At 68.8% G+C, this 22,631-nt stretch carries 24 protein-coding genes and 1 tRNA gene; 8 read left to right on the top strand and 17 right to left on the bottom strand.

Features of this window, described 5'->3' with window-relative positions; all coding sequences use genetic code 11:
• Positions 1-113: 113 nt before the first annotated feature.
• From CSC76_RS00720 to CSC76_RS00710, 3 genes are all read right to left on the bottom strand, one after another.
• The gene (locus CSC76_RS00720) at positions 114-1,619 is read right to left on the bottom strand and encodes a peptide MFS transporter (RefSeq protein WP_162108138.1); all 1,506 of its coding nucleotides are present in this window, start codon (positions 1,617-1,619) and stop codon (positions 114-116) included.
• Positions 1,620-1,830: 211 nt separating this feature from the next.
• The gene (locus CSC76_RS00715) at positions 1,831-2,460 is read right to left on the bottom strand and encodes an energy-coupling factor ABC transporter permease (protein WP_162108137.1); all 630 of its coding nucleotides are present in this window, start codon (positions 2,458-2,460) and stop codon (positions 1,831-1,833) included.
• 12 nt (positions 2,461-2,472) lie between these two features.
• Positions 2,473-3,333 carry a tryptophan 2,3-dioxygenase gene (locus tag CSC76_RS00710; RefSeq protein ID WP_162108136.1) on the bottom strand — a complete coding sequence of 287 codons (861 nt, stop codon included), beginning with the start codon at positions 3,331-3,333 and terminating at the stop codon, positions 2,473-2,475.
• Positions 3,334-3,544: 211 nt separating this feature from the next.
• Here CSC76_RS00710 and CSC76_RS00705 point away from each other — a divergent pair, with 211 nt between their 5' ends.
• The 7 genes from CSC76_RS00705 to CSC76_RS00675 all read left to right on the top strand — a co-directional run bounded on the left by CSC76_RS00705 (position 3,545) and on the right by CSC76_RS00675 (position 11,429).
• Positions 3,545-6,412 carry a lamin tail domain-containing protein gene (locus CSC76_RS00705; RefSeq protein WP_162108135.1) on the top strand — a complete coding sequence of 956 codons (2,868 nt, stop codon included), beginning with the start codon at positions 3,545-3,547 and terminating at the stop codon, positions 6,410-6,412.
• The gene (locus tag CSC76_RS00700) at positions 6,307-6,789 is read left to right on the top strand and encodes a DUF11 domain-containing protein (protein WP_162108134.1); all 483 of its coding nucleotides are present in this window, start codon (positions 6,307-6,309) and stop codon (positions 6,787-6,789) included. The genes CSC76_RS00705 and CSC76_RS00700 overlap by 106 nt, the downstream gene beginning before the upstream one ends.
• Positions 6,790-7,051: 262 nt before the next feature.
• Positions 7,052-8,137, top strand: a complete 1,086-nt coding sequence (gene pdhA / locus CSC76_RS00695) for a pyruvate dehydrogenase (acetyl-transferring) E1 component subunit alpha (protein WP_162108133.1) — start codon at positions 7,052-7,054, stop codon at positions 8,135-8,137.
• An 8-nt stretch (positions 8,138-8,145) separates the two neighbouring features.
• The gene (locus tag CSC76_RS00690) at positions 8,146-9,177 is read left to right on the top strand and encodes an alpha-ketoacid dehydrogenase subunit beta (protein ID WP_162108191.1); all 1,032 of its coding nucleotides are present in this window, start codon (positions 8,146-8,148) and stop codon (positions 9,175-9,177) included.
• Positions 9,177-9,545: an SH3 domain-containing protein gene (locus tag CSC76_RS00685; RefSeq protein ID WP_162108132.1), complete on the top strand. Its 369-nt coding sequence runs from the start codon at positions 9,177-9,179 to the stop codon at positions 9,543-9,545. Before CSC76_RS00690 ends, CSC76_RS00685 begins: the two co-directional genes overlap by 1 nt.
• A complete protein-coding gene (locus CSC76_RS00680; protein ID WP_162108131.1) occupies positions 9,542-10,912 on the top strand; it encodes a dihydrolipoamide acetyltransferase family protein in 1,371 nt (456 codons plus the stop codon). The genes CSC76_RS00685 and CSC76_RS00680 overlap by 4 nt, the downstream gene beginning before the upstream one ends.
• 130 nt (positions 10,913-11,042) lie before the next feature.
• Positions 11,043-11,429, top strand: a complete 387-nt coding sequence (locus tag CSC76_RS00675) for a VOC family protein (RefSeq protein WP_162108130.1) — start codon at positions 11,043-11,045, stop codon at positions 11,427-11,429.
• A 6-nt stretch (positions 11,430-11,435) separates the two neighbouring features.
• Here CSC76_RS00675 and CSC76_RS00670 read toward each other — a convergent pair whose 3' ends face one another.
• The 5 genes from CSC76_RS00670 to CSC76_RS00650 all read right to left on the bottom strand — a co-directional run bounded on the left by CSC76_RS00670 (position 11,436) and on the right by CSC76_RS00650 (position 16,396).
• Positions 11,436-11,870 (bottom strand): BLUF domain-containing protein, encoded by a 435-nt coding sequence (locus CSC76_RS00670; protein WP_162108129.1) that lies wholly within the window; start codon positions 11,868-11,870, stop codon positions 11,436-11,438.
• Between the two features lie 72 nt (positions 11,871-11,942).
• Positions 11,943-13,589, bottom strand: coding sequence for a M28 family metallopeptidase (locus tag CSC76_RS00665; RefSeq protein ID WP_162108128.1), 1,647 nt, complete (start codon positions 13,587-13,589; stop codon positions 11,943-11,945).
• 187 nt (positions 13,590-13,776) lie between these two features.
• Positions 13,777-14,706, bottom strand: coding sequence for an MBL fold metallo-hydrolase (locus CSC76_RS00660; RefSeq protein ID WP_162108127.1), 930 nt, complete (start codon positions 14,704-14,706; stop codon positions 13,777-13,779).
• Positions 14,707-14,797: 91 nt separating this feature from the next.
• On the bottom strand, positions 14,798-15,097 hold the full coding sequence (locus CSC76_RS00655) for a hypothetical protein (protein ID WP_162108126.1): 300 nt from the start codon (positions 15,095-15,097) through the stop codon (positions 14,798-14,800).
• Between the two features lie 3 nt (positions 15,098-15,100).
• On the bottom strand, positions 15,101-16,396 hold the full coding sequence (locus CSC76_RS00650) for a tryptophan--tRNA ligase (protein WP_162108125.1): 1,296 nt from the start codon (positions 16,394-16,396) through the stop codon (positions 15,101-15,103).
• Positions 16,397-16,587: 191 nt separating this feature from the next.
• Between CSC76_RS00650 and CSC76_RS00645 the strand changes: the two genes are divergently transcribed.
• Positions 16,588-17,394 (top strand): hypothetical protein, encoded by an 807-nt coding sequence (locus CSC76_RS00645; RefSeq protein ID WP_162108124.1) that lies wholly within the window; start codon positions 16,588-16,590, stop codon positions 17,392-17,394.
• A gap of 61 nt (positions 17,395-17,455) precedes the next feature.
• On the opposite strand, the gene CSC76_RS00640 is transcribed toward CSC76_RS00645, so the two are convergent.
• From CSC76_RS00640 to plsY, 9 genes are all read right to left on the bottom strand, one after another.
• A complete protein-coding gene (locus tag CSC76_RS00640; RefSeq protein ID WP_162108123.1) occupies positions 17,456-17,677 on the bottom strand; it encodes a CsbD family protein in 222 nt (73 codons plus the stop codon).
• 203 nt (positions 17,678-17,880) lie between these two features.
• Positions 17,881-18,015, bottom strand: a complete 135-nt coding sequence (locus CSC76_RS00635) for an entericidin A/B family lipoprotein (RefSeq protein WP_162108122.1) — start codon at positions 18,013-18,015, stop codon at positions 17,881-17,883.
• A 176-nt stretch (positions 18,016-18,191) separates the two neighbouring features.
• Positions 18,192-18,344, bottom strand: a complete 153-nt coding sequence (locus CSC76_RS00630) for an entericidin A/B family lipoprotein (RefSeq protein ID WP_056879413.1) — start codon at positions 18,342-18,344, stop codon at positions 18,192-18,194.
• A gap of 146 nt (positions 18,345-18,490) precedes the next feature.
• Positions 18,491-19,414: an arginase gene (gene rocF, locus CSC76_RS00625; RefSeq protein WP_162108121.1), complete on the bottom strand. Its 924-nt coding sequence runs from the start codon at positions 19,412-19,414 to the stop codon at positions 18,491-18,493.
• Between the two features lie 94 nt (positions 19,415-19,508).
• A tRNA-Thr gene (locus CSC76_RS00620) sits at positions 19,509-19,584 on the bottom strand.
• 13 nt (positions 19,585-19,597) lie between these two features.
• A complete protein-coding gene (locus CSC76_RS00615) occupies positions 19,598-20,266 on the bottom strand; it encodes an SPOR domain-containing protein (RefSeq protein WP_162108120.1) in 669 nt (222 codons plus the stop codon).
• A 19-nt stretch (positions 20,267-20,285) separates the two neighbouring features.
• Positions 20,286-21,035, bottom strand: a complete 750-nt coding sequence (locus CSC76_RS00610) for a type III pantothenate kinase (protein ID WP_162108119.1) — start codon at positions 21,033-21,035, stop codon at positions 20,286-20,288.
• Entirely contained in the window at positions 21,032-21,994 is a 963-nt protein-coding gene (gene birA, locus CSC76_RS00605) for a bifunctional biotin--[acetyl-CoA-carboxylase] ligase/biotin operon repressor BirA (RefSeq protein ID WP_162108118.1), read from the bottom strand. The genes CSC76_RS00610 and birA overlap by 4 nt, the downstream gene beginning before the upstream one ends.
• Entirely contained in the window at positions 21,991-22,617 is a 627-nt protein-coding gene (gene plsY, locus CSC76_RS00600; protein ID WP_162108117.1) for a glycerol-3-phosphate 1-O-acyltransferase PlsY, read from the bottom strand. Before plsY ends, birA begins: the two co-directional genes overlap by 4 nt.
• Between the last annotated feature and the right edge of the window lie 14 nt (positions 22,618-22,631).

Below are 22,631 nucleotides of genomic sequence, written 5' to 3'. Positions count from 1 at the left end.
TCCGCTCTACGAAAAAAAACGGCGGCCCATGGCCGCCGTTTTCACTGGATCCCCGCTTGCGCGGAGATGACGCATCGGCAAAGGCGCGCGCCCTTGGGGCACGCGCCGATGCGTCACTTCACGCCGTGCATCAGGCGCTGGATCAGCGGCGCGATCAGGAACAGCAGCACGCCCGGGATCAACAATGCCCAGAACCCGAAGGTATAGCCGCTCAACGCGGACTCCACGCTCATCCCGCTCTCGCCACTGACGTGGCTGGCGAAGATGCCGGAGAGGTTGTTGCCGATCGCGGTGGACAGGAACCAGCCACCCATGCCGAAGCCGACCAGGCGCACCGGCGCCAACTTGGTCACCATCGACAGGCCGATGGGCGACAGGCATAGCTCGCCGATCGACTGGATCCAATAGACCGCGAACAGGGTCCAGAACGGGATCTTCAGGCTCTGCGGATCCACCAGGCTGGACAGCGCGAACATCAGCAGCAGGAAGGCAAGGCTGTTGAACAGCAGGCCCAGGCCGAACTTGCGCGGAATCGACGGGTTGTTGCTACCCAGCTTCACCCACAGCCAGGCGAGCAGCGGTGCCATCGTGATGATGGCGATGGAATTCACCGACTGGAACCAGCCCACGGGGAAGGTCCAGCCACCGAAATCGCGATTGACGATGTTCTGGGCGAGGAAGTTGAACGAACTGCCGGCCTGCTCGAAGAAGCACCAGAACAGCACGTTGAACGCGAAGATGATCAGCATGGCGATGGCCATGTCGCGACGCACCGGCCCATCCTTGAAGCCTTCGCGCAGGATCAGCACGCACAGCGCCACGAACAGCGCGGTCAGGATCCACTGGAGGGCACCGGCACCGATCGACAGCAGGAAGTAGATGACCGGGATGGCGACCAGCGTGCAGATCGCCGTCACCAGCACGCGGCCGGCTCCCTCGGTGCCCGGCATCGGCCGGCCGATGCCTTCGAGCTGCTTGCGCCCGAACCAGAACCACACCAGCGAAATCAGCATGCCGATGCCGGAGACCAGGAACACGACCTTGTAGACCGGCATGTCCGACGAGCCGCCCATGATCCGCTCGGCCAGCAGGCCGGTCAGCCATGGCGCGATCATCGCGCCCAAGTTGATGCCCATGTAGAACAGGGTGAAACCGGAATCGCGGCGATCATCGCCCTGCAGATAGAGCTTGCCGACCATGGTCGAGATGTTCGGCTTGAACAGGCCGTTGCCCGCGATCACCGTGGCCAGGCCGAGTTTGAAGATGTTCTCGTCCGGCCACATGATCATGAACAGACCCGCCGCCATGACCACCGCACCCAGCAGGATCGAACGCTGGTAGCCGATGACCTTGTCGGCCACGTAGCCGCCGAACAGCGCCGCCGCGTAGACCAGCGCCAGATACGCGCCGTACAGGCGACTGGCCGGCGCTTCGCCGGCGCTATCGCCTCCGTAGAACTGCGCGACGATGTACAGGGCCAGGGCCCACCGCATGCCATAGAACGCGAAGCGTTCCCAGAACTCGGTCATGAACAGCATCCACAGGGGGCGCGGATGCCCCAGCAGTTGCTTGAATTCCGGTATCCGTTCCGGCGTTGACGTGTCGACGGCTCCGCTCATGCGGGCTCCCCCTAGAAAAGTGGTTCAGGATTTCGGTTTCCCGTGCAACCGGCACGGGACGGGCGAGGATCACCGAGACGGCCAGCCCCCGTCAAATCGATGAAACACTGCCCCGCGGGCGGCGTTTCGGCCTATTCAGCGACGCAAATGACTGATTGCGCAGGAAATTGACGTCCTGCGCGACGGGGGAATACCTCCGGACTTCGTGCCGTCAACGCGACCGGAGATAGCGCGCATCGTCGAATGTGCTGCACCAGTGGGGACGGTAGACCACGATCAGCGCCATCGCCCCGCCGGACAGGAACGCCTCGCCGAACATCATCAGCGGCGTTGCCAGCAGGTAGAACCCGGCGCCCGGCAGCCCCAGCCAGACCGCGGCGAGATGCTTGACCAGGTTGCTGGCCGCGATGGCCAGGGCGCCGCCCAGGAAGCCCTGCACCAGCACGTACACGAACAGATTGGGCGACAAGCGGCGTTCGCAGAACCGTGACCACGCCCGGCCCAGTGCCACCGGCACTGCCGCCGTGGCCAGGAAATCCGGGCCGGGTCCCAGCCACGCGTAACCGAACGGCCAGGCCACCAGCGAGGCGACCGCCAGCGCCCACAGGGCGAACGCCGGGCCGAACATCAGCACCGCCACCATCGCGCCGGTGAAGTTCAGCTGCACGCCGGCCAGGCCATGGGTGTTGAAGACGCGCAGCAGCACCAGCGCCATGGTCGCCATGCCCAGCACGCGCTGGGCCTCGGGATCGCCCTGCAGCTTGTGCCAGGGCAGCCGGGGCACGGCCAGCGCCAGGACCGCCAGCGCCACCGCGCCCGCCAGCCACTGCAGCGCGGCCATCGCGTCCATCGCTCAGCGGCCGGGTCCGATCGAGGTGCGCACGTCGAACAGCTCCGGGAAGAACGTCAGCTCCAGCGCCTGGCGCAGGAAGCCCACGCCGCTCGAGCCGCCGGTGCCGCGCTTGAAGCCGATGATGCGCATCACCGTGCGCATGTGGCGGAAGCGCCAAAGCTGGAACTGGCTTTCCAGATCCACCAGGTCCTCGCACAGCGAGTACTCCCGCCAGTAGCGGTCGGTATCTTCGTAGATGGCCTCCAACACCGGCAGCAGCGCAGCGTCGGCGGCATGCGACTGGCGCCAGTCGCGCTGCAGGGGCTGGGCGGGGATCGCATGGCCCCAGCGGGCGAGATACATCAGGAACTCGTCGTACAGGCTGGGCGCATCCAGCACGGCCTCCAGGCCGGCATGGTCTTCCGGATCGTGCGAGAACACCTTCAGCATCGCCGCGTTCTTGTTGCCCAGCAGGAACTCGATGGTGCGGTACTGCAGCGACTGGAAGCCCGAGGACGGACCCAGCAGGTCGCGGAAGCCCATGTACTCGGACGGTGTCAGCGTCTCCAGCACCGACCACTGCTCGGTCAGCTGGCGCATCACCTGCTTGGCGCGGGCCAGCACCTTGCGGCACTGCCAGACCTGGTCGCGCTGCAGGAAGCCGATGGCGGCCTGCAGCTCGTGGATCATCAGCTTCATCCACAGCTCCGAGACCTGGTGCTGCACGATGAACAGCATCTCGTCGTGGTGCGGCGGATCGGAGACCGGGTGCTGCGCGGACAACAGGCGGTCCAGCTGCAGGTAGCCGCCATAGCTCATGCGACCGGCAAGGTCGGTGTGGATGCCCGCTTCCAGCGGGCGCTCGTTCTTTTCTACGGCCATCCGTCGATCAACCGGGGCACCGCCCGGGGGCGGCGGGGGCGCCAGCGTAACCGATGCCGGTGGCCGACCCCGGCAAGGCGATGGAAAACCGGCACTTATGTCATGCCCATGCAATGCGTGTACCACAGGCTTGGGCTACATTGCGCCGGCCGGGGGCGGATCCGCCCCCGACAGGGGGCGGCATCCAATCCACTGAGGGAGAACCCGTTACATGGAAATGCCACGGGGCCGCCTTGCGGCCGTGTTCGCGTCTTTCGCCCTGCTCTTCGCCGCGTCGTCGGTGCAGGCGCAGGTGGTCATCAGCCAGGTCTACGGCGGCGGCGGCAACAGCGGCGCCACGCTGAAGAACGACTTCATCGAGCTGCGCAACAACGGACCCACCGCGGTCGACCTGACCGGCTGGAGCGTGCAGTACGCCTCCTCCACGGGTACCACCTGGAATGGCCGCACCAACCTCAGCGGCAGCATCCCGGCCGGCGGTTTCTACCTGATCCAGCAGGCGCAGGGCGCCGGCGGCACGGTGGACCTGCCCACGCCCGACGCCACCGGTACCATCGCCATGGCCGGCACGGCCGGCAAGGTCGCGCTGAGCCGCAGCACGACGGCGCTGACCGGTGCTTGCCCGACCGCCGATGCGAACGTGGTCGACTTCGTCGGCTTCGGCAGCGCGGCCAACTGCTTCGAAGGCAGCGCGCCGACCGGCACGCTGAGCAACACCACCGCTGCGCTGCGTGGCGGCGATGGCAGCATCGACACCAACAACAACGGCGCCGACTTCGCGGTCGGTGCGCCGAACCCGCGCAACAGCGGCGCGGAGCCGCCGGAACCGCCCGATCCGCCGCTGGCGCTGACCATCGCCCAGATCCAAGGCAACGGCCTGTTGTCGCCGCACAATGGCAAGCGCGTGGTGACCGAGGGCATCGTCACTGCGATCAAGTTCAACAACGGCTTCTTCCTGCAGGCCGCCAACGACGACGGCGACCCGGCCACGTCCGATGCCGTGTTCGTGTTCACCAGCAGCGCACCGCCCGCCACCGCCGCGGTCGGCAACCGCGTGCGCGTGACCGGCACGGTCGAGGAATCCACCCCGTCGTCCAATCCGCATCAACTGGCGATCACCGAGATCGTCACGCCGACGGTGGAGGTGCTGGAAACCGGCCTCGCCCTGCCCGCCGCGATCGAACTGACCGCCGCCGAACTGGGTCCCGACGCCCTGCCCGGCACGCTGGAGCGGCTGGAAGCCATGCGCGTGAGCGTGGCGCAGTCGGTGGTGATCGCCCCGTCCGGCGGCAGCATCGATGAGAACGACGCGCTGTCCTTCAGCGACGGCGTGTTCCACGTCGCCCTGCCCGGCGTGGCGCGTCCGTTCCGCGAAGCCGGCATCGGCGGGATGGATGCCATCCCCCTGCCGGCCGGCAAGACCCCGCCGCGCTTCGACACCAACCAGGAACGCCTGATGGTGCGCAGCCGCGGCCAGGTCGGCGCACAGCCGCTTTCGGTCGATACCGGGGCGGAGGTCGCGGGCCTGCTGGGCGTGCTGGACTACTTCGCCGGCACCTGGGCGCTGCTGCCCGACGTGGCCACGCCGCCGACCGTCAGCGGTGGCCGCCTGCCGGAAGCCGTCAACGACCCCCACTACGACGAAGTCACCGTCGGCAGCTTCAACCTGCTGCGTCTGTTCGACGAGGTCAACGACAGCAACGGCGCGGTGACGCTGACGCCGGAAGCGCTGGACAAGCGGCTGGCCAAGGCGGCACTGGCGATCTGCGACTACCTGAAGACCCCGGACATCCTGGGCGCGGTGGAAGTGGAGAACCTGCGCGTGCTGCAGCTGCTGTCCGAACGCATCGACGCCACCTGCGCCGCGCGCCCGGGCTATGTGCCGTACCTGCAGCCGGGCAACGACGTGGGCGGCATCAACGTCGGCTTCCTGGTCAGCTCGCGCCTGACCGCCGACGGTGTGGCCCGCGTCGAGGTGCTGGACGTGGCGCAGTTCGGCAAGGAGACCACCCTTGCCAACCCGAACGGCACCACCAGCCTGCTCAACGACCGTCCGCCGCTGCGCCTGCGCGCCCGCGTGCACCAGGACGCGACCTCGAGCTATCCGCTGACGGTCATCGTCAACCACCTGCGTTCGCTCAACGACATCAACGACACCCTGCCCGGCAGCAGCGGCTGGGCCACCGGCGGCGAGCGCGTGCGGGTGAAGCGCGGTGCGCAGGCCGTCTACCTGGCGCAGCTGGTCGAGGAGATGCAGCAGGCGAACCCGGACGAGAAGATCGTGCTGGTCGGCGACTTCAACGCGTTCGAGTTCAACGACGGCTACGTTGACGTGATGGGCATCATCCGGGGCGACGCCGCGCCGGAAGACCAGGTGCTGACCTGGATGCCCAGCCCGCTGACCGTGCCGCTGGTGGATGGGTCGCAGCTGATCGCCGATCCGGCGCAGCGTTACTCGTATTCGTTTGAGGGCAATGCGCAGACGCTGGACCACGTGCTGGTCAACGAGTCGCTGGTGATGGATGCCGCGCTGCGCGTGGACCATGCGCGCATCAATGCGGACTTCGGCGTGGACAACTTCGGCGACGCCTCGCTGGCCGTGCGTTCGTCCGACCACGATCCGGTGCGCCGGAGCATCCGCGTGCCGTCCTTCGCCCGCGCCGACCTGTCGGCGACTGTGTCGGCCGACCGTGCCGACGCCAACGTCGGTGACACCGTGCGCTACACCGCACCGTCCGCAATGCGGGCCCGGGTGCGGCATCGCCGGCCGCGTTCGCGTTCGTGTTCTCGGCCGAGCTGTCGCCGTCGCTGGCCACGCTGCCGGCCGGCTGGAGCTGTGCGGCGCCGGAAGTCTCGGCGGGCACCACCCGCGTGGCCTGCACCGTGCCGTCGCTGGCGGTGGGTGACGAAGCGACCTTCGCCATTGACGCCGTCGTCCCGGCCAGCGCAGCAGGTGCCACGCTCGGCCTGGGCGTGTCGGCCAACTCGACCGTGCTCGACCCGGCCAACGGCGACAACACCGCTGCCGTCTCGGTGGCCGTGGCCGCACTGCCGCAGACCCGCGCCGACCTGTCGGTGAAGCTGCTCGGCGCCGCCCTGCCGCTGCGCCGCGGCACCATCGCCACGCTGCTGGTGCCGGTGCGCAACGCCGGGCCGGATGCAGCCGAGCAGGTGACCGTGCGCCTGACCAGCAACGTCGATGCCCGCTACGCCGCCGTCGCCGCCCCTAGCGGCTGGAGCTGCACCCGCGTGCAGGACACCCCGGACGGCGCTGCTGCCGACTGCAGCCGCAGCGGCGCCATGGCGCGCGGCGTGCAGACGCTGGCCTTCGCTCTGGTGGTGCCGGGCAAGCCCAAGCGGGGCACCTCGCTGGAGTTCGACGCCACCGTCAGCAGCACGACGACGGACCCGAACCCGACCAACAACCACGATCGCCTGATCCAGCGCATCCGCTGAACTTTCCCGTCATCGTGGGGTCGACAGGGGCGCGGGCAACCGCGCCCCTTGTCGTTTGCGCAGGCCGCGACGCGCGTCACGTCCGGGAACAGACGGACTGCCGCGGGACGACCGCCGTCCAAGCCGCTGTTTCAGCACCGGTTTCACCGTAGGGCCCGCGCCATCCACCCCCGTCTTGTTGCATTGCACGACAGCTGCCGGGCGCTCAGCTCCTAAAATTACATTTGAAACCATTTCCGCCACTGACGAGAACACCGTCCAGATGAGCATCGCCGCAAGCTTCGAGATCGAATACCTCCAGTACCTGGGCCCCGACGGCACCCTGGTGCGCAACGACCTGCCCGAGGCCGGGCGCGATGTCGCCCGCCTGCGCGAGCTGTTCAAGCAGATGCTGTTCGTGCGCACCTTCGACACCAAGGCCATCGCCCTGCAGCGCACCGGCAAGCTGGGCACCTATGCGGCCTGCCTGGGCCACGAGGCCACCCACGTCGGCATCGGCGCCTCGATGCGCCCGGGCGACGTGTACGCGCCCAGCTACCGCGAATACGGCGCCATGTTCATGCGCGGGGTGAAGCCGCGCGACGTGCTGATGTACTGGGGCGGCGACGAGCGCGGCAGCGACTTCGACCGCGACAGCGATGCGCGCAGCGATTTCCCGTTCTGCGTGCCGATCTCCACCCAGTGCCTGCATGCGGCCGGCGCAGCGCTGTCGTTCAAACTGCGCAAGCAACCGCACATCGCGGTGGCGACCTGCGGCGACGGCGGTTCGTCCAAGACCGATTTCTACGCGGCGCTGAATTCCGCCGGCGCCTACGAGCTGCCGCTGGTGCTGGGCGTGATCAACAACGGCTGGGCGATCTCGGTGCCGCGCAGCGCGCAGACCGGTGCGCAGACGCTGGCGCAGAAGGGCCTGGCCGGCGGCCTGCACTGCCTGCAGGTGGACGGCAACGACCTGATCGCCGTGCTCGAGGGCATGCGCCGCGCCAGCGAGCGCGCCCGCAAGGGCCAAGGCGGCACGGTGATCGAGTTCGTCACCTATCGCCTGTCCGACCACACCACCGCCGACGATGCGCGCCGCTACCGCGACGATGCCGAAGTGAAGGCCGGCTGGGAACGCGAACCGATGACGCGCCTGCGCACCTGGCTGACCGCGCAGGGCGCCTGGAGCGAAGCCGACGAAGCCGCGTGGAAAGAGGAATGCGGCGCGCGCGTGGACGAGGAGGTCAACGCCTACCTCAACACGCCGGTGCAGCCGGTCGAGGCGATGTTCGACTACCTCTACGCCGATCCGCCGCCGGAACTGTTGCAGCAGCGCGCCGCCGCGATCGCCGCGGAGGGACGCGCATGAGCGCCGTGATGGAGACCAAGACCGTGGCGAAGACCCAGAACGCCGAGACCGTGGCCACCCCGACCGCGATCACCCTGATCGAAGCCATCACCCAGGCGCTGGCCTGGGAGATCGCGCCCGACGAATCCGTGCTGGTGCTGGGCGAGGACGTGGGCGTGAACGGCGGCGTGTTCCGCGCCACCGCCGGCCTGCAGCAGAAGTTCGGCCCCGAGCGCGTGCTCGACACGCCGCTGGACGAGACCACCATCGCCGGCCTGACCATAGGCCTGGCCGCGCAGGGCATGAAGCCCGTGGCCGAAGCGCAGTTCGACGGCTTCGTCTATCCGATGGTCGACCACATCATCTGCCACGCCGCCCGCCTGCGCACCCGCACGCGCGGCCGCCTGCACTGCCCGATGGTGCTGCGCGTGCCGTGGGGCGGCGGCATCCGCGCGCCGGAACACCACAGCGAAGCCAACGAGGCCATTTTCACCAACGTGCCCGGGCTGCGCGTGGTGATGCCGTCCTCGCCGCAGCGCGCTTACGGCCTGCTGCTGGCCGCGATCCGCGACCCGGACCCGGTCATTTACAGGGAGCCCAAGCGCATCTACCGCCAGTACAAGGAAGTGGTCACCGACGACGGCGAAGCGCTGCCGCTGGACGTGTGCTTCGTGCTGCGCGACGGCACCGACGTCCCCCTGGTGACCTGGGGGGCGCAGGTGAAGGAAGTGCTGGAAGCCGCCGACAAACTCGCCGGCGAAGGCATCAGCGCCGAAGTCATCGACGTGGCCCCGCTGCGTCCGCTCGACTTCGACACCATCGCCGAATCGGTGGCCAAGACCGGCCGCTGCGTGATCGTGCACGAAGCGCCGCGCACCGCCGGCTTCGGCGCCGAGATCGCCGCCCGCCTGGCCGAGCACTCCATGTACGACCTGCTGGCCCCGGCCGAGCGCGTCACCGGCTACGACACCCACATTCCGCTGTTCCGCCTGGAAATGAAGTACCTGCCCAGCGTCGACAAGATCGTCGCCGCGGCCAAGCGGGTGATGGCGGCCGGCTGATGCGCGCCCGCGCCGTCCGCGACTACCGCACCCAGTACGCGAACCCCATCAGGTTCGCGCGCGGCGACGTGGTCGCGCTCGGCGCCCGCGACACCGAATGGCCGGCCTTCGCTTGGACCCCCACCGCCGACGGCAATGCCGGGTGGGCGCCTGTGGACTGGCTGCAACCGCGGGACGACGGCCATGCCGTCGCCCTGCGTGACTACTCCGCACAGGAGCTGGACGTGCGGGCCGGCGACACCGTCGCCCTCCAGCACGAATTGGGCGACTGGTGGTGGTGCACGCATGCGGACGGCCGCAGCGGCTGGCTGCCGGCGCGCGACCTTGACCTGATCAACGATACGATTACCGAAGAGACATCCGAATGAGCGAGAGCAAGACCTTCCACCTTCCCGACCTGGGCGAAGGCCTCCCGGACGCGACCATCGTCGAGTGGTTCGTCAAGGAAGGCGACGTGATCCGCCTGGACGAACCGCTGGTGTCGATGGAGACCGCCAAGGCCGTGGTCGAAGTGCCGTCTCCGGTCTCCGGCAAGGTGGTGAAGCTGGCCGGTGCCGCGGGCGATGTCGTCGTCACCGGCAGCATGCTGGCCGTATTCGAGCCCGACGCCAACCTGCCGCAACGCGCGGAAGGCCAGGACACCGGCCATCACCACGGTCCGCCGAAGTCCACCGTGGGAGCGACGTCAGTCGCGAACCCTACGCCCGATGCAGCCTCTATCGCGACTGACGTCGCTACCACGGAGGCCGATGCCGACGCCGGCACCGTGGTGGGTGCCATGCAGTCGTCCAATGCGGTGCACACCGAACAGGCGATCGCCGTCGGCGGCGTCAAGGCCATGCCGGCCGTGCGCGCGATGGCGAAGAAGCTGGGCGTGGATCTGTCGCGCGTGCGCGCCAGCGGCGCCGACGGCGCAGTGACGATGCAGGACGTGAAACAGGCCGCTGCAGACGGGTCCGCGCGCGGCACCACGACCGCCGCACCCGCACGCACCACCGCGCCGGCCGCCGCGGCGGCACCGGTCGCGAACCCGCAGCGCACCACACTGTCCGCCACCGGCAAGCCGATGCGCACGCAGCCGCCGGGCGTGTCGGTCAGCGGCCAGCCCGAACAGCTCAAGGGCGTGCGCCGGAACATGGCGCGCGTGATGGCCGATGCGCATGCCAAGGTCGTGCCGACCACGCTCAGCGACGACGCCGACATCCACGCCTGGACGCCCGGCAACGACATGACCGGCCGCCTGGTCCGCGCCATCGTCCGCGCCTGCAAGATGGTGCCGGCGATGAACGCCTGGTTCGACGGTGAGAAGCTGACCCGCACACTGCACCCGCATGTCGATATCGGCATCGCGGTGGATACCGATGACGGCCTGTTCGTGCCGGCACTCCGCAACGCAGACCTGCTCGAAGCCGGCGCTGTGCGCGAGAGCATCAACCGCCTGCGCGCGCAGGTGGAGGACCGCAGCATTCCGCCGTCCGAGCTGACCGGCTACACGATTTCGCTGAGCAACTTCGGCATGTTCGCCGGCCGCTATGCCCCCCCCGTGGTGGTACCGCCGTGCGTGGCCATCGTCGCCGCCGGCCGCGCCCGCCACCAGGTCAAGCCGGTGATGGGGGGATTCGAATCGCACAAGGTCATCCCGCTGTCGGTGACCTTCGACCATCGCGCTTGCACGGGGGGCGAGGCGGCGCGCTTCCTGAAGGCGCTGATCGACGACCTGGCCCTGCCGTACTGAGCGACTGCGTGCGGGTGGCCGGCCATGTACCCGTCGCCCACCCGCTCCCTGTGGGAACCGACGCACTGCGGGCAGCATTCGCCCGCGATGCGTGGCAGGATGCCGCGGTGATCCCACCGCAGGAGTCGCCATGAGCCATCGCAGCCGTCTGGCCGGTTTCATCATCGACAGCCAGGTCGACGACCTGCATGCCGCGTCGGCGTTCTGGAGCGCCGCGCTCGGACTGAAGGTCACGCACCCGGATGACGGCGACCTTGGGCTCTACGACAAGTTCGAACCCGGCCCGGGCGGCCTGCACATCGAAGTGCAGAAGGTGAAGCACGAGGCGCGCGTGCATCTGGACATCGAGACCGACGACATCGAAGCGGAAGTCGCGCGCCTGGAAGCGCTGGGCGCCAAGCGCGTGCAGCACGTGCGCAACCGCTGGTGGGTGATGGAAGCGCCCACCGGCCACCGCTTCTGCGTGGTGCCGATGGATGAGGACAGTACCCGCGGCAAACCCAACCGCTGGCCCTGACGCGCCTCAGTGCGCGAGCCCGGCTTCCTCTTTCCAGAAGGCGAGCAGGCGCGTCAGACCCGAGGACGCAGCGGACTCGTCTTCCAGCCACGGAATCTCGCGACGCCACTGCGATTGGCTGAGCTGTTGCACCAGCGTCTGCGGTGCGGTGGCGAAGCCCATGTGCCAGCGCTGGAACAGGCGCTTTTCCACCCTGCCCTGCTCCAGGATCTCCAGTCGATGGTGCTGGCTGGCGCGCGCGATGCGGGCGTAGATCTGCTCCACGTCCGCGCGCGTTCCTTCCAGGTACTGCACGAAGCGCTGACCGCCATGCAGGAGTGCACCGGTCACGTCGGCCAGCTCGTTCGCCACACGCGCATCCAGCAGCAGCCGGTCGAGGTCGTTCGCATCCAGCGGACGCGTGGCCTGGCTCTGATAGACCAGGGCGTGCAGAGGGGCCACGTGCGTTCCGGTAGCGCGAAAGGAAGCGCAGCATAGCGCAGCGGATCCCATGAACGGCGTGCGCCCGCGCCGTTATTTTCGTTCAGTCTCGCTGCGTTCGCGCACGGCCTTGAATTCTGAACCGTTCAGCCAGTGCGGCCATGCATCGCCGTCAGCGATCTCGCGGCCAAGCGCGTACAGCAGCGCCACATCCTGCGCCTGGCCGCGGGCATCCCATGACGCTGTCCAGGCATCGCAAGGCTGGTGATAACAGCGGGCGAAGTAGGCATCGCGCAGCGCCTTTCCGCTCGCGACACCGCCATCGATCCGGTCGAGTCCCGCGCCCACGGTGATCGCGGGAACACCGGCGCGCGCGAAGGCGAAGTGGTCCGCACGGTAGAAGAAGCCGGCTTCCAGGTTGGGATCCGGCGAATACGTGCGCCCATGGGCTTCCGCCACGCGTTTCAGGTCGTTCTCCAGCGACACGCGACCCTTGCCCCAGGAGGCGATATCGCGCGCGGGACCATCGGGACTGAGCATTTCGATGTTCAGCACGGCCGCGGTCTTCGCCAGTGGCATGAGCGGATTCGCCGCGTAGAACGTCGCACCCTGCAGGCCCTTCTCTTCCGCGGTCAGCGCCATGAACAGCAGCGTGCGCTGCGGCCGCGGGCCGGCGGCGAACACGCGCGCCAGTTCGATCACCGCCGCGACACCGGTGGCGTTGTCGACGGCGCCGTGGCGGACCGCGTCGCCCGCGGCATCCGGCTCGCCGATGCCGAACGCATCCCAGTGCGCGGAATAGATGACGGTCTCGTCGGGGCGCTGCGCCCCCTCCAGCCGGCCGATGACGTTGCGGGTGACCACCCGGTCGCGCTCGACGTCGAACGCGGCGGACAACGTGGCGTCGCCGAGCGGCACAGGGGTGAACGCTTTCGTCTGCGCGCGACGCTTCTCCATTTCGAAGTCCAGCCCCGCACGCTTGAACAGCGACACGGCCAGATCGCGTTGCATCCAGCCCCGCAGCAGCGTGTGGTACGTGGCCGCGTCGGGACGCGGGATGTCGAACACCGGCGACAGCCCCGATGCGCGCACGGTTGCCCACCCGTAGGCGGCCGGTACGGTTTCGTGCACGATCAGCACGCCCGCGGCGCCCTGGCGCGCGAGCTCCTCGTACTTGTAGGTCCAGCGTCCGTAGTAGGTCACGGCGCGTCCGTCGAACGCGCCCGGCGCGTCGGTCTCGAAATCGGGATCGTTGACCAGCACCACGGCGACCTTGCCCTTCAGGTCGGCGCCTTTGTAATCGTCCCAACCGCGCTCGGGTGCGGTGATGCCATAGCCGACGAACACCAGGGGCGCGTCCACCAGCGCGACACGATCGACCGGGCTCAGGCTCTGCAGCACCACGTCATCGCCGTTGGTCAGCGCCTGCGTTTCGCCACCGATGCGCAGCGATGCGCTCATCGCGCCCTCCACCTGCGCACGCACCAGCGGCACGTCCTGGGTCCAGGTGCCCCGTTCGCCACCGGGCTGAACGCCGGCCTTCCTCAACTCGTCAACCACGTAGGCGATCGTCTTCTCTTCACCGGGCGTGGCCGGTGCCCGGCCTTCGAATGCGTCCGAGGCCAGCACGCGCACATGCCGCGACAGATGGTCGGGGGTGATGCCTCCGCCGGGGATGTCGGCGGCGAAGGCGGGAAGGAATCCCAGCGGCAGGAGCAGAAAAGGAACGGCGCGTTTCATGGAACTCCCCCTCATTCGATCAGCGCCCCGAGTCTAAAGGATCGCTGTAGGAGCGACGTAAGTCGCGACCGCACGCCCTGCGAACACGGTTGGCAAGATGCGCACGACGCGGCGCCTTTCGTAACAGCCAAGGCCCCCTTTCCTTCCGGTCGCGACTTACGTCGCTCCTACAGGTAGACGCAGCGCCTCACGGCCGCCCACGATCCAGCCACACGCCTAGGCCCTGCGCATTGAGTTCGACGTCCATCGCAAGCAGGCGCAGTACGTCCTCGTCTGCCAGCGGCACCTGCTGGGCATGGGCGCGCTCGAGGTACAGCGCCGACAATGCGGCGGCGATGCAGCGATGACGATCCGCACGCCCGTCGCAGGCGTCGGCGATGGCCACCATCGCATCGATCTGTTCGTACAGCGACTGCGCCAGGCGCGGCACATCGGATACGGGCCCGTAGTGGGTGAGGTACATCGCCTCGGGTGCACGCTCCACCATGCGGGCGATGCTGGCCTTCAGGGCCTGCGGTTCGAACTGCACCGGTGTGGTCGTGGGCAGGATGAAGGCACCCTGCGGCCCGTCCAGCTCGCGATACGAAAGCCCGAACGTGTCCCCGGTGAACCAGCTGCGGCTGCGCGCGTCCCAGATGCAGTGATGGTGGCGCGCGTGGCCCGGCGTATCGACGCACTCCAGCGCGCGACCCGCCAGCATGACCGACTCGCCGTCCTCCACCACGCGCACGCGCGCCTCCGGCACGGGTTGGAGGGTGCCGTAGCTGCGCTGCATTTCCTCTTCGCCATAGACGGCGGTGGCGCCGGCGATGAGCTTTTCCGGATCGATGAGGTGCGGCGCGGCGCGCGGATGCGCGACCAGAGTGGCGTTCGGCAGCTGCTGCATCAGCAAGCCGGCGCCGCCCGCATGGTCCAAGTGCACGTGGGTGACGATGAGCAGGTCGATGTCAGCGGGCGTGATGCCCGCCTGCTGCACGGCCGCCAACAGATGCGCGACGGAATGATTCGTGCCGCAATCGACCAACGCGCCCCGCCCGTCCTCGACGATCAGGTAGGCGGCGTCGAAATGGTCGCGCTGGAACGCGGTGTCGATGGTGTGGATGCCGTGGAGGCTCATCCGCGGGCCTGTGTGGGAACGGATGGACCGATTCTAGTCCCCGCGTCGCACTGGCAGACCCGCCTTTGGTGGAACACGCCGTCCTCGCGGCTCAGCCGCGCGACAGCCACCAGCCGCGCGGCGGCACCGCCAGTGTCAGTACGAACAGGAAGGCACCGTACGCCACCAGCGTGGCCAGCACCTGTTTCCAGATGGCGCCCGTGCCGACGTCGGACGCGCCCAGCGCATACCCCCACTGCATGCCGATGAAGCTGAGCACGAAGGCCACCGCCAGCGCCGCGAGATCGAAGCCCTTGCGGCGTGCGGTGCGCGGCTGGCGCGGGAACAGCCAGTACAACGATCCCAGCAACAGGAACCACGGCAGGAACAGGATGACCGCCAGGTAAGGCATGACTCAGGCCTCCGCGGCGCGCAACGCGGCCAACGCCGCAAGCACGTCGCCGGCGGGGACCTGCAGCACGATCTCCGGCGTCTCCATGGCATCGGCCTGCTCGGCCTGCTTCAGCACGCCGATCAGCCTGCCGGCGTCCTTCGGCGAATCGAAGCCATTGCTCTGCACCAGCACGTTGCCCTCGGCGTCCGTGAGCTTGAAGTAGAAGCGGCCGTCGGTATCGCGGTATTGCTTGAACGCCGGCAGCGCGGCTTTCGATGCCGTGGCTTTCGCCTCGACCACCGGTTGCTGCGAGAGGTCGCGCAGGCCCACCGCATGGCGAAGCTCGGCCAGCAGCGGCGTGGCATAGCGCTCGCGCAGGCGACGCGCGCCATCGCGCAGGATGGCTTCGATGTCGGCCGGCCTGGCCATCAGCGCTTCGTACTTCTCGCGCAGCGGCGCGATTTCCGCATCGATGCGTTCGAACAGCTGCTGCTTGGCATCGCCCCAGCTGATGCCGTCGGCGAACTTCTGCGCGAACGCGCGCGTTTCCTCGGTGCTGCCGAAGGCCTGGTACAGCTGGAACAGGGCCGAACCCTCGGTGTCCTTCGGCTCGCCGGGGCCGCGCGAGTCGGTCAGGATGGAGAACACCAGCTTCTTCAGTTCCTCGCGCGGCGCGAACAGCGGGATGGTGTTGTGGTAGCTCTTGCTCATCTTGCGCCCGTCCAGGCCGGGCAGCGTGGCCACGTTGTCGTCGATCAGCGCTTCCGGCAGGGTGAAATACGCCTTGCCGTAGACGTGGTTGAAGCGCTGGCCGAAGTCGCGCGCCATCTCGATGTGCTGGATCTGGTCGCGGCCCACCGGTACCTGGTGCGCGTTGAAGATCAGGATGTCGGCCGCCATCAACACCGGATACATGAACAGCCCCGCGCTGACGCCGGCATCCGGGTCTTCGCCCTCGGCGACGTTCTTGTCCACCGCGGCCTTGTAGGCGTGGGCACGGTTGAGGATGCCCTTGCCCGCCACGCAGGTCAGGAACCACGTGAGCTCGGTGATCTCCGGCACGTCGCTCTGGCGGTAGAACCACACCTTGTCCGGCTCCAGCCCGCAGGCCAGCCAGGTCGCCGCGATCTCCAGCGTCGAGCGCTGGGTACGCACCGGATCCTGCGCCTTGATCAGGCTGTGCAGGTCGGCCAGGAAGTAGAAGCTCTCCGTGTCCGCGGCACGGCTGGCGGCCACGGCGGGGCGCACGGCGCCGACGTAGTTGCCCAGATGCGGGGTGCCCGAAGTGGTGATGCCGGTAAGGACGCGGGTGGTCATGTGCGAAGCGGGGGAATGCGGGAAAGCGGCCAGTTTACCGGCTGGGGCCAGGCGGTGCCGGGGGGACCGTGCGACACGGCGTCGCAGGCACGCCCCACTGGCCGCTTAACCGGCGTAGATGTCGCCGTCCCCGGCAACCCCACTGCCATGGGCCGTCCGTTCCCAGCATCGTCCCCACCTGGAGAACGGACATGCTGCATCGCTTCCTTGCTTCCCTGGCCACGCTGGCGTTGCTCGCCGCGTGCGCCCCGTCCCATGCCCGCCCCCTGGTGGACGTCAGCGTGGTCGACCGCGACACCGGCGAATGGCTGTCCCAACATTCCCACCGGGGCGATGTCTGGGTGGCCGGTTCGCCCGGCCATCGCTACAGCGTCCGCCTGACCAACACTACCGGCGAGCGCGTACTCGTCGTGCTGTCGGTCGATGGTGTCAACGCGATCACGGGCCAGACTGCGCACCCCTCGCAGGCCGGCTACGTGCTGGAACCGTGGCAAGCAACGGAGATCAACGGCTGGCGCAAGTCGATGCACGACGTGGCGCAGTTCGTCTTCACCGACCTCGGCGACAGCTACGCCGCACGTACCGGCCGGCCGCGCAACGTCGGTGTGATCGGTGTAGCGGCGTTCCGCGAAGCCCGCACCCACTATCCGCAGTACACGCCGCCGCCGATCGCGCGTGGACGGATGGAGAAGCGTGGCGAAGCCAATGACGCCGCCGCCGCGCCCGCAGACACGTCACGTGGCCTTGCGGCCGAAGAATCCATGCGCCAGCAGAGCATCGGCACCGGGCACGGGGACCGCGAATGGGCCCCGACCTCGCGCACGGGTTTCGAACGCGCGACCCGCCAGCCGGAGCAGGTGAGCGAAGTGCGCTACGACGACTATCGTCGCCTGGTGGCGCTCGGCGTTGTACCGCGGCGCCATGGTCCGATCTGGCGCGAGGACGCGCCTTCCGCGTTCCCCGGCGGCTTTGTCGCCGATCCGCCGCGCTATCGTTGAGCGCGAAAACGCAGACGGGCCGCGCGAGGCGGCCCGTCCTGCTCGACGCGGAATCAGCCGGTCAATGGTTCATGGATTTGTCCGAACGAAGGGAGCGCTGGAAATCCTCCACTTCGGTATGCGCGCGATCACGGTCGTAGCCGTAGCGCTCCTGCAGCCGGCCCTCCAGATACTCCGCATTGCCCTGGGCCACCTTGAAATCGTCGTCGGTGAGATCGCCCCACTTGGCCTGGATCCTGCCCTTCAGCTGCTTCCAGTTGCCGGCGATGATGTCCTGGTTCATGGCGTTTCCTCTTCGTGTTTCGCGGCAGGGGGTTGCCGCATGCGCAGCGTCGCAGGCCGTGCGTTCCCATCCGATCAACTGCGCGTCAACGCGCCATTAGAAGACGCTGAATGGTTCAGCGGCATGACGACGCGGAACGGTGGACGCACGCTGAAATGGAAACGGGCCGCGATGCGGCCCGTCCATTCACCGGAAGCCGCGGGTCACTTGCCCGAGGATTCCTCGACCTTCTCGCCGACCTTCTGCACGTCCTTGCCGAACCCCTTGACGGTGTTGCAGCCGGACAGCACGGCGACGGAGAACAGGGACAACAGCATCAACGCGACGAAACGCTTCATGGGCGACTCCTGTGGACGGTATTCACGGCCAGCGGCCGGCGGTCCGCACCGGACCGGCCGCGCAGTCTGATTCAACCATACTGGCTGGCGGCTGACCACGCAGGAACGAACAAGGGCCGGGGAGCCACCCCGGCCCTTGCTCAGGCTGTCGCGGACGAGGCGTCAGTTCCGCTGGCTCAGCACTTGCCGTCCTTGCAGTCCTGGGCCTTGTCCTCGACCTTCTCGCCGACCTTCTGCACGTCCTTGCCGGCGCCGGCCATGGTGTTGCAACCGGACAGGACGGCCGTCGAGAACAGGGCCAGCATCAGCAGGGTCATCGCACGCTTCATGGGTCTTCTCCTTGGTGGATAGCGGTGCCGTCGCGGGTGCGTCCCACTCCGCGGCGGCGTGTGCGTCCACCTTCGACGCGGCGCCGTATAGGGCGCGTGAAGCCCGCAGCGAGCCGTTCAGTCGCAGTTTTCCTGCCCCGCCCGACTCAGTCGCGCATCAGGGTGGACTTGCCGAACAGGCTTTCCACCAGGTCCACCGTGAGCTTGGCGGTACGGTTGCGCCGGTCCAGCACGGGGTTGAGTTCGACGATGTCCAGCGAGCCCATCAGGCCGGTGTCGGCGATCATCTCCATCACCAGCTGCGCTTCGCGATAGTTGGGGCCGCCCGGCACGGTGGTGCCCACGCCCGGCGCGATGCTGGGGTCCAGGAAATCCACGTCGAAGCTGACGTGCAGGTGGGTGTCGGCATCCATGCCCTCCAGCGCGGCTTCAACGGTGCGCTTCATGCCGACCTCGTCGATGTAGCGCATGTCGTACACGTCGACCCTGTGGTCCTTGATCAGCTTCTTTTCCTCGGGATCGACCGAACGGATACCGATCTGCCGGACCATGGCCGGGGTGATGGCCGGGGCGTCGCCGCCGAGTTTCGTCAGCGCATCCGGGCCGATGCCGCACAGGCAGGCCACGGGCATCCCGTGGATGTTGCCCGACGGCGTGACCTCGCTGGTGTTGAAGTCCGAGTGCGCGTCCAGCCAGAGCACGCGCAGCTTCCTGCCGGCCTGCCGGCAATGGCGCGCCACGGCGGTGATCGAGCCCATCGCCAGGCAGTGGTCGCCGCCCATCATGATCGGCAGGCGTCCACGTGCCAGTTCGGCCGCCGTCGCGTCCATGACGGCGCGGTTCCAGGCCACGACTTCATCCAGATGGCGATAGCCGTCGACCGGCCCGGTCCACGGATTGGCCGGCCCCTGCACGTTGCCGGTGTCGATCACATCCACGCCGCGCGCCAGCAGCGCCTCGCCCAGACCTGCGATACGCAACGCATCGGGTCCCATGCGCGCACCGCGATGGCCGGCACCGACGTCGGTGGGCACGCCGATCAGGGACACGGGGGGAAAGGTTCGACTCATGGATACGTCCTGCGGAAAACAGGCGCACAGTCTAAGCCGGAGGCGATGACGGCCCTGTGGCATCGCAACACGCGCAGCGCGTGGCGGGGCTTGATGGTGCCGCTTATCCGAATCGAACGGATGACCTACCGCTTACAAGGCGGTTGCTCTACCAGCTGAGCTAAAGCGGCGTGGGCGGCAATTCTAGCGCAGCGCAGCGCATTCGAGCGGCTGCGGCGCGCCGCTGGATGCCAGGCGCGCCAGCGCATCCAGGTCGGCGCCGGCGGCCGCGCCCGCATCCAGCCACCACAGGCTGGGGCCCGCACGTCCCACGGGCTGCATCTGCGCGGGGAAACCGGCGGCCTGCAACTGCGTCAGGCGACGTTCCGCCGCTTCGCGACTGCGGTAACGGCCCAGGGCGATGCCGTTGGCCTGCTCGCCCTGGCGCACGACCAGGAAATCGTCGAAGCCGGCCGCGCCGATGCGGCCCGCCGTCGCCTGCGCTTCCTCCAGCGATGCCGCGGGCGGCAACACCACCTGGTATCCCCCGGTGCCGGCGCCGGGAACTTCGCGCAGGCGCGCGTGCAGGATCCGGCCGGCCAGGGCCGCCTGTGCCTGCAGGGCCGAGGACTCGCGGGTATAGGGCCCCAGGCTGAAGCATGCGGCCAAGGCGGCAGGCGGCACCGCATCGCGCGCTTGCGGGACCGGCGCCTGCGTCGGCATCGACGGTGCTTCATTCACCAGTTGCAGGCGAGCCACACCGGCGGGCAGTGCGGGCTCTGCTGGCGGCGTCGGCGCGGGACGGGTCAGCCACCAGGCGGCAGCTCCCAGGTTCAACACCACCAACAGGACGATCAGGGCGCGGATCAGCATGCGCCGATTCTAGCCGTGCTCAGCCGTCGGCACCGAGCCGTGCCCAGAGGGCCACGCCTTCCAGCACCAGCGAAGGCGCAAGCATGGCGTGGTCCAGGTGCGACGCCAGCTCCCCTGCGCCGCCGCCATGCAGCAGCAACGCGGGGCGCTCGCCCAGCCGCTGTTCGGCCTGCGCCAGGCTACGTTCGATCAATCCCAGCGCCGCCCCCTCGCAGCCGGACGCCAACGCATCGCGGGTGTCGGCGGCGAATTCCAGATAGTCGCCCCCCTGGGCCGGCAGCTGCGCCACCGCCTGCTGCAGCGCCTCGCGCATCAGCCGGGGGGAAGGCGCGATGCGCCCCCCGTGATGACGACCCTGCGCGTCCAGCAGGTCGATGGTCACCGCGGTGCCCACGCCGACCACCAGCCAGGCCCGCGTGCCGCGCGCATGCGCAGCCAGCAAGGCCAGGAACCGGTCCACGCCCAGGCGCGCGGGATCGGCATAGGCGATACGCACGCCCGCCAGCGTCGGCTGCGTACGCACGATGGAGATGCAGCCGAAACGGCGGGTCAGCCAGTCCACCGCCGCCGCCGTGCGCGCTGGCGACGCGACGCTGGCCAGGACGGCGGAGGCCGCTTCGCCGGTGACCGCGGCGGGAATGGCGTCATCGAGTGCGCCCGCGACGTCGTCGCCGTAACCGAGCGCCCGCACCTCGCCCAGGCGACCGTCCGCCTGCAGCGGCGCGCATTTCATCCGGGAGTTGCCCAGGTCGAATACCCACTGCGTCATGAGGCCCTCACGCTGACATCGCCCGCATGCACCCGGCGCACGGCCTGCGCCATGCGCACGCGCAGCGCGCCATCCTCGCCGATGCCGTCGGCGATACCGTGTTCGTCGCCCTGCGCGCCATGCACGGTCACGGTGCGACCCGCCAGCACATCGAGCGCGGCGTAGCGTGCCAGGAAGGGCGACAGACCCTCGTCGTCGAACAGGTCCAGCGCCGGCAGCAAGGCATCCAGCAGGCAGGCGGCCAGCGCGTTGCGCGATGGCGCATCCACACCCTGGCGCGCGAGATCGGTCCAGGCCTGGTCGATCGTGGCGGCGAAGTCGGCAGGCATGCGCACATTCAGGCCGATGCCGATCACCGCGCGCGCCGGCCCGGCATGCTCGCCCCCGCCTTCCACCAGGATGCCGCCCAGCTTGGCGCCACCGGCCAGCAGATCGTTGGGCCACTTCACGCCGACGCCGTCGTAGCCCGCCTGCCGGAGCGCTTCGGCGACGGCCACACCGACCACCAGACCCAGGCCGCCCAACCGTGCGAGGCCGCCGGGAAACTGCCGGGACACCGAGAGGTACAGGTTCGCCGCGATCGGCGATGCCCAATGCCGGCCTCGGCGCCCGCCCCCGCCGGTCTGCTGTTCGGCCAGCAACACCGCGGCGCCCTGCGCGGGCGCCTTGCGGCGCAGGAGTTCGCTGTTGGTGGAGTCCAGCGACCATGCCACTTCGAGGGCCGACACCGAACCTGCCTGCCGCATCCCCGCGAGAATGCGTTCCGATTCCAGCAGTTCGACCGGCGTCGCGAGAGCGTAGCCCCGGCCCGGCCGCGCATCGATGCGTACACCCCCCTCGCGCAGGGTTTCGATGCGCTTCCATACCGCCGCGCGCGTCTGCCCGACGGCACGTGCGAGCGCATCGCCCGAGACCGGTCCTTCCGCAAGACGCACCAGCAGGTCGCGCTCGCCGCTCATGCGCGACGGCGCCAGAAGCGCACGCGCTCGAAGCGCGACTCGGTGCCCGCGCGCAGACGCTGCACGTTGGCGCGATGGGTGAACAGCACCAGCAGCGCCGCCACTGCCGCGAAGGCCTGCGTAGCGACATCCGCTCTCAGCCACACGGCCAGCGGCAGCAGGCAGGCCGTGGCGATGATGGAGGCGAGCCCGACGTAACCGCTGGCGACCAGCACGCACACCCACACCAGGAACAACGGCAACAACGCGACGGGCCAGAGGACCGCCACGCCACCCAGCAACGTACCCACGCCCTTGCCGCCGCGGAACCCGTGCCACAGTGGCCACACGTGGCCCAGCGCGGCCGCCAGAACGGCCAGCCACGCGACCGTGCGCACGGGCAGCACGCCATCCACCGGCGCGAACCGCAGCGCGAGCCACGCCGCCAGCGCACCCTTGCCGATGTCGATCAGCACCACACCCAGGGCGAACTTCGCACCCTGGGTACGGAAAGCGTTGGTGCCACCCGCGTTGCCGCTGCCCTGCGTGCGGATGTCCACGCCACGCAGGCGGCCCAAGGTCAGGCTGCCGGAGACGGACCCCGACAGGTAGGCCAGCAGCAACAGGAAGCAGACGATCAGCATGGCGCCATTATGGG

The sequence above is a fragment of the Pseudoxanthomonas mexicana genome (assembly GCF_010093385.1).
Lineage (GTDB): Bacteria > Pseudomonadota > Gammaproteobacteria > Xanthomonadales > Xanthomonadaceae > Pseudoxanthomonas_A > Pseudoxanthomonas_A mexicana.
This window is presented reverse-complemented; position numbering and strand designations above follow the sequence as displayed.

What these genes read in the sequence shown, in the direction of transcription:
- CSC76_RS00720 (WP_162108138.1), bottom strand. Translation starts at nt 1,619, where the DNA reads ATGAGCGGAGCCGTCGACACGTCAACGCCGGAACGGATACCGGAATTC.
- CSC76_RS00715 (WP_162108137.1), bottom strand. Translation starts at nt 2,460, where the DNA reads ATGGCCGCGCTGCAGTGGCTGGCGGGCGCGGTGGCGCTGGCGGTCCTG.
- CSC76_RS00710 (WP_162108136.1), bottom strand. Translation starts at nt 3,333, where the DNA reads ATGGCCGTAGAAAAGAACGAGCGCCCGCTGGAAGCGGGCATCCACACC.
- CSC76_RS00705 (WP_162108135.1), top strand. Translation starts at nt 3,545, where the DNA reads ATGGAAATGCCACGGGGCCGCCTTGCGGCCGTGTTCGCGTCTTTCGCC.
- pdhA (WP_162108133.1), top strand. Translation starts at nt 7,052, where the DNA reads ATGAGCATCGCCGCAAGCTTCGAGATCGAATACCTCCAGTACCTGGGC.
- CSC76_RS00690 (WP_162108191.1), top strand. Translation starts at nt 8,146, where the DNA reads ATGGAGACCAAGACCGTGGCGAAGACCCAGAACGCCGAGACCGTGGCC.
- CSC76_RS00685 (WP_162108132.1), top strand. Translation starts at nt 9,177, where the DNA reads ATGCGCGCCCGCGCCGTCCGCGACTACCGCACCCAGTACGCGAACCCC.
- CSC76_RS00680 (WP_162108131.1), top strand. Translation starts at nt 9,542, where the DNA reads ATGAGCGAGAGCAAGACCTTCCACCTTCCCGACCTGGGCGAAGGCCTC.
- CSC76_RS00675 (WP_162108130.1), top strand. Translation starts at nt 11,043, where the DNA reads ATGAGCCATCGCAGCCGTCTGGCCGGTTTCATCATCGACAGCCAGGTC.
- CSC76_RS00665 (WP_162108128.1), bottom strand. Translation starts at nt 13,589, where the DNA reads ATGAAACGCGCCGTTCCTTTTCTGCTCCTGCCGCTGGGATTCCTTCCC.
- CSC76_RS00660 (WP_162108127.1), bottom strand. Translation starts at nt 14,706, where the DNA reads ATGAGCCTCCACGGCATCCACACCATCGACACCGCGTTCCAGCGCGAC.
- CSC76_RS00655 (WP_162108126.1), bottom strand. Translation starts at nt 15,097, where the DNA reads ATGCCTTACCTGGCGGTCATCCTGTTCCTGCCGTGGTTCCTGTTGCTG.
- CSC76_RS00650 (WP_162108125.1), bottom strand. Translation starts at nt 16,396, where the DNA reads ATGACCACCCGCGTCCTTACCGGCATCACCACTTCGGGCACCCCGCAT.
- CSC76_RS00645 (WP_162108124.1), top strand. Translation starts at nt 16,588, where the DNA reads ATGCTGCATCGCTTCCTTGCTTCCCTGGCCACGCTGGCGTTGCTCGCC.
- CSC76_RS00640 (WP_162108123.1), bottom strand. Translation starts at nt 17,677, where the DNA reads ATGAACCAGGACATCATCGCCGGCAACTGGAAGCAGCTGAAGGGCAGG.
- CSC76_RS00635 (WP_162108122.1), bottom strand. Translation starts at nt 18,015, where the DNA reads ATGAAGCGTTTCGTCGCGTTGATGCTGTTGTCCCTGTTCTCCGTCGCC.
- CSC76_RS00630 (WP_056879413.1), bottom strand. Translation starts at nt 18,344, where the DNA reads ATGAAGCGTGCGATGACCCTGCTGATGCTGGCCCTGTTCTCGACGGCC.
- rocF (WP_162108121.1), bottom strand. Translation starts at nt 19,414, where the DNA reads ATGAGTCGAACCTTTCCCCCCGTGTCCCTGATCGGCGTGCCCACCGAC.
- CSC76_RS00615 (WP_162108120.1), bottom strand. Translation starts at nt 20,266, where the DNA reads ATGCTGATCCGCGCCCTGATCGTCCTGTTGGTGGTGTTGAACCTGGGA.
- CSC76_RS00610 (WP_162108119.1), bottom strand. Translation starts at nt 21,035, where the DNA reads ATGACGCAGTGGGTATTCGACCTGGGCAACTCCCGGATGAAATGCGCG.
- birA (WP_162108118.1), bottom strand. Translation starts at nt 21,994, where the DNA reads ATGAGCGGCGAGCGCGACCTGCTGGTGCGTCTTGCGGAAGGACCGGTC.
- plsY (WP_162108117.1), bottom strand. Translation starts at nt 22,617, where the DNA reads ATGCTGATCGTCTGCTTCCTGTTGCTGCTGGCCTACCTGTCGGGGTCC.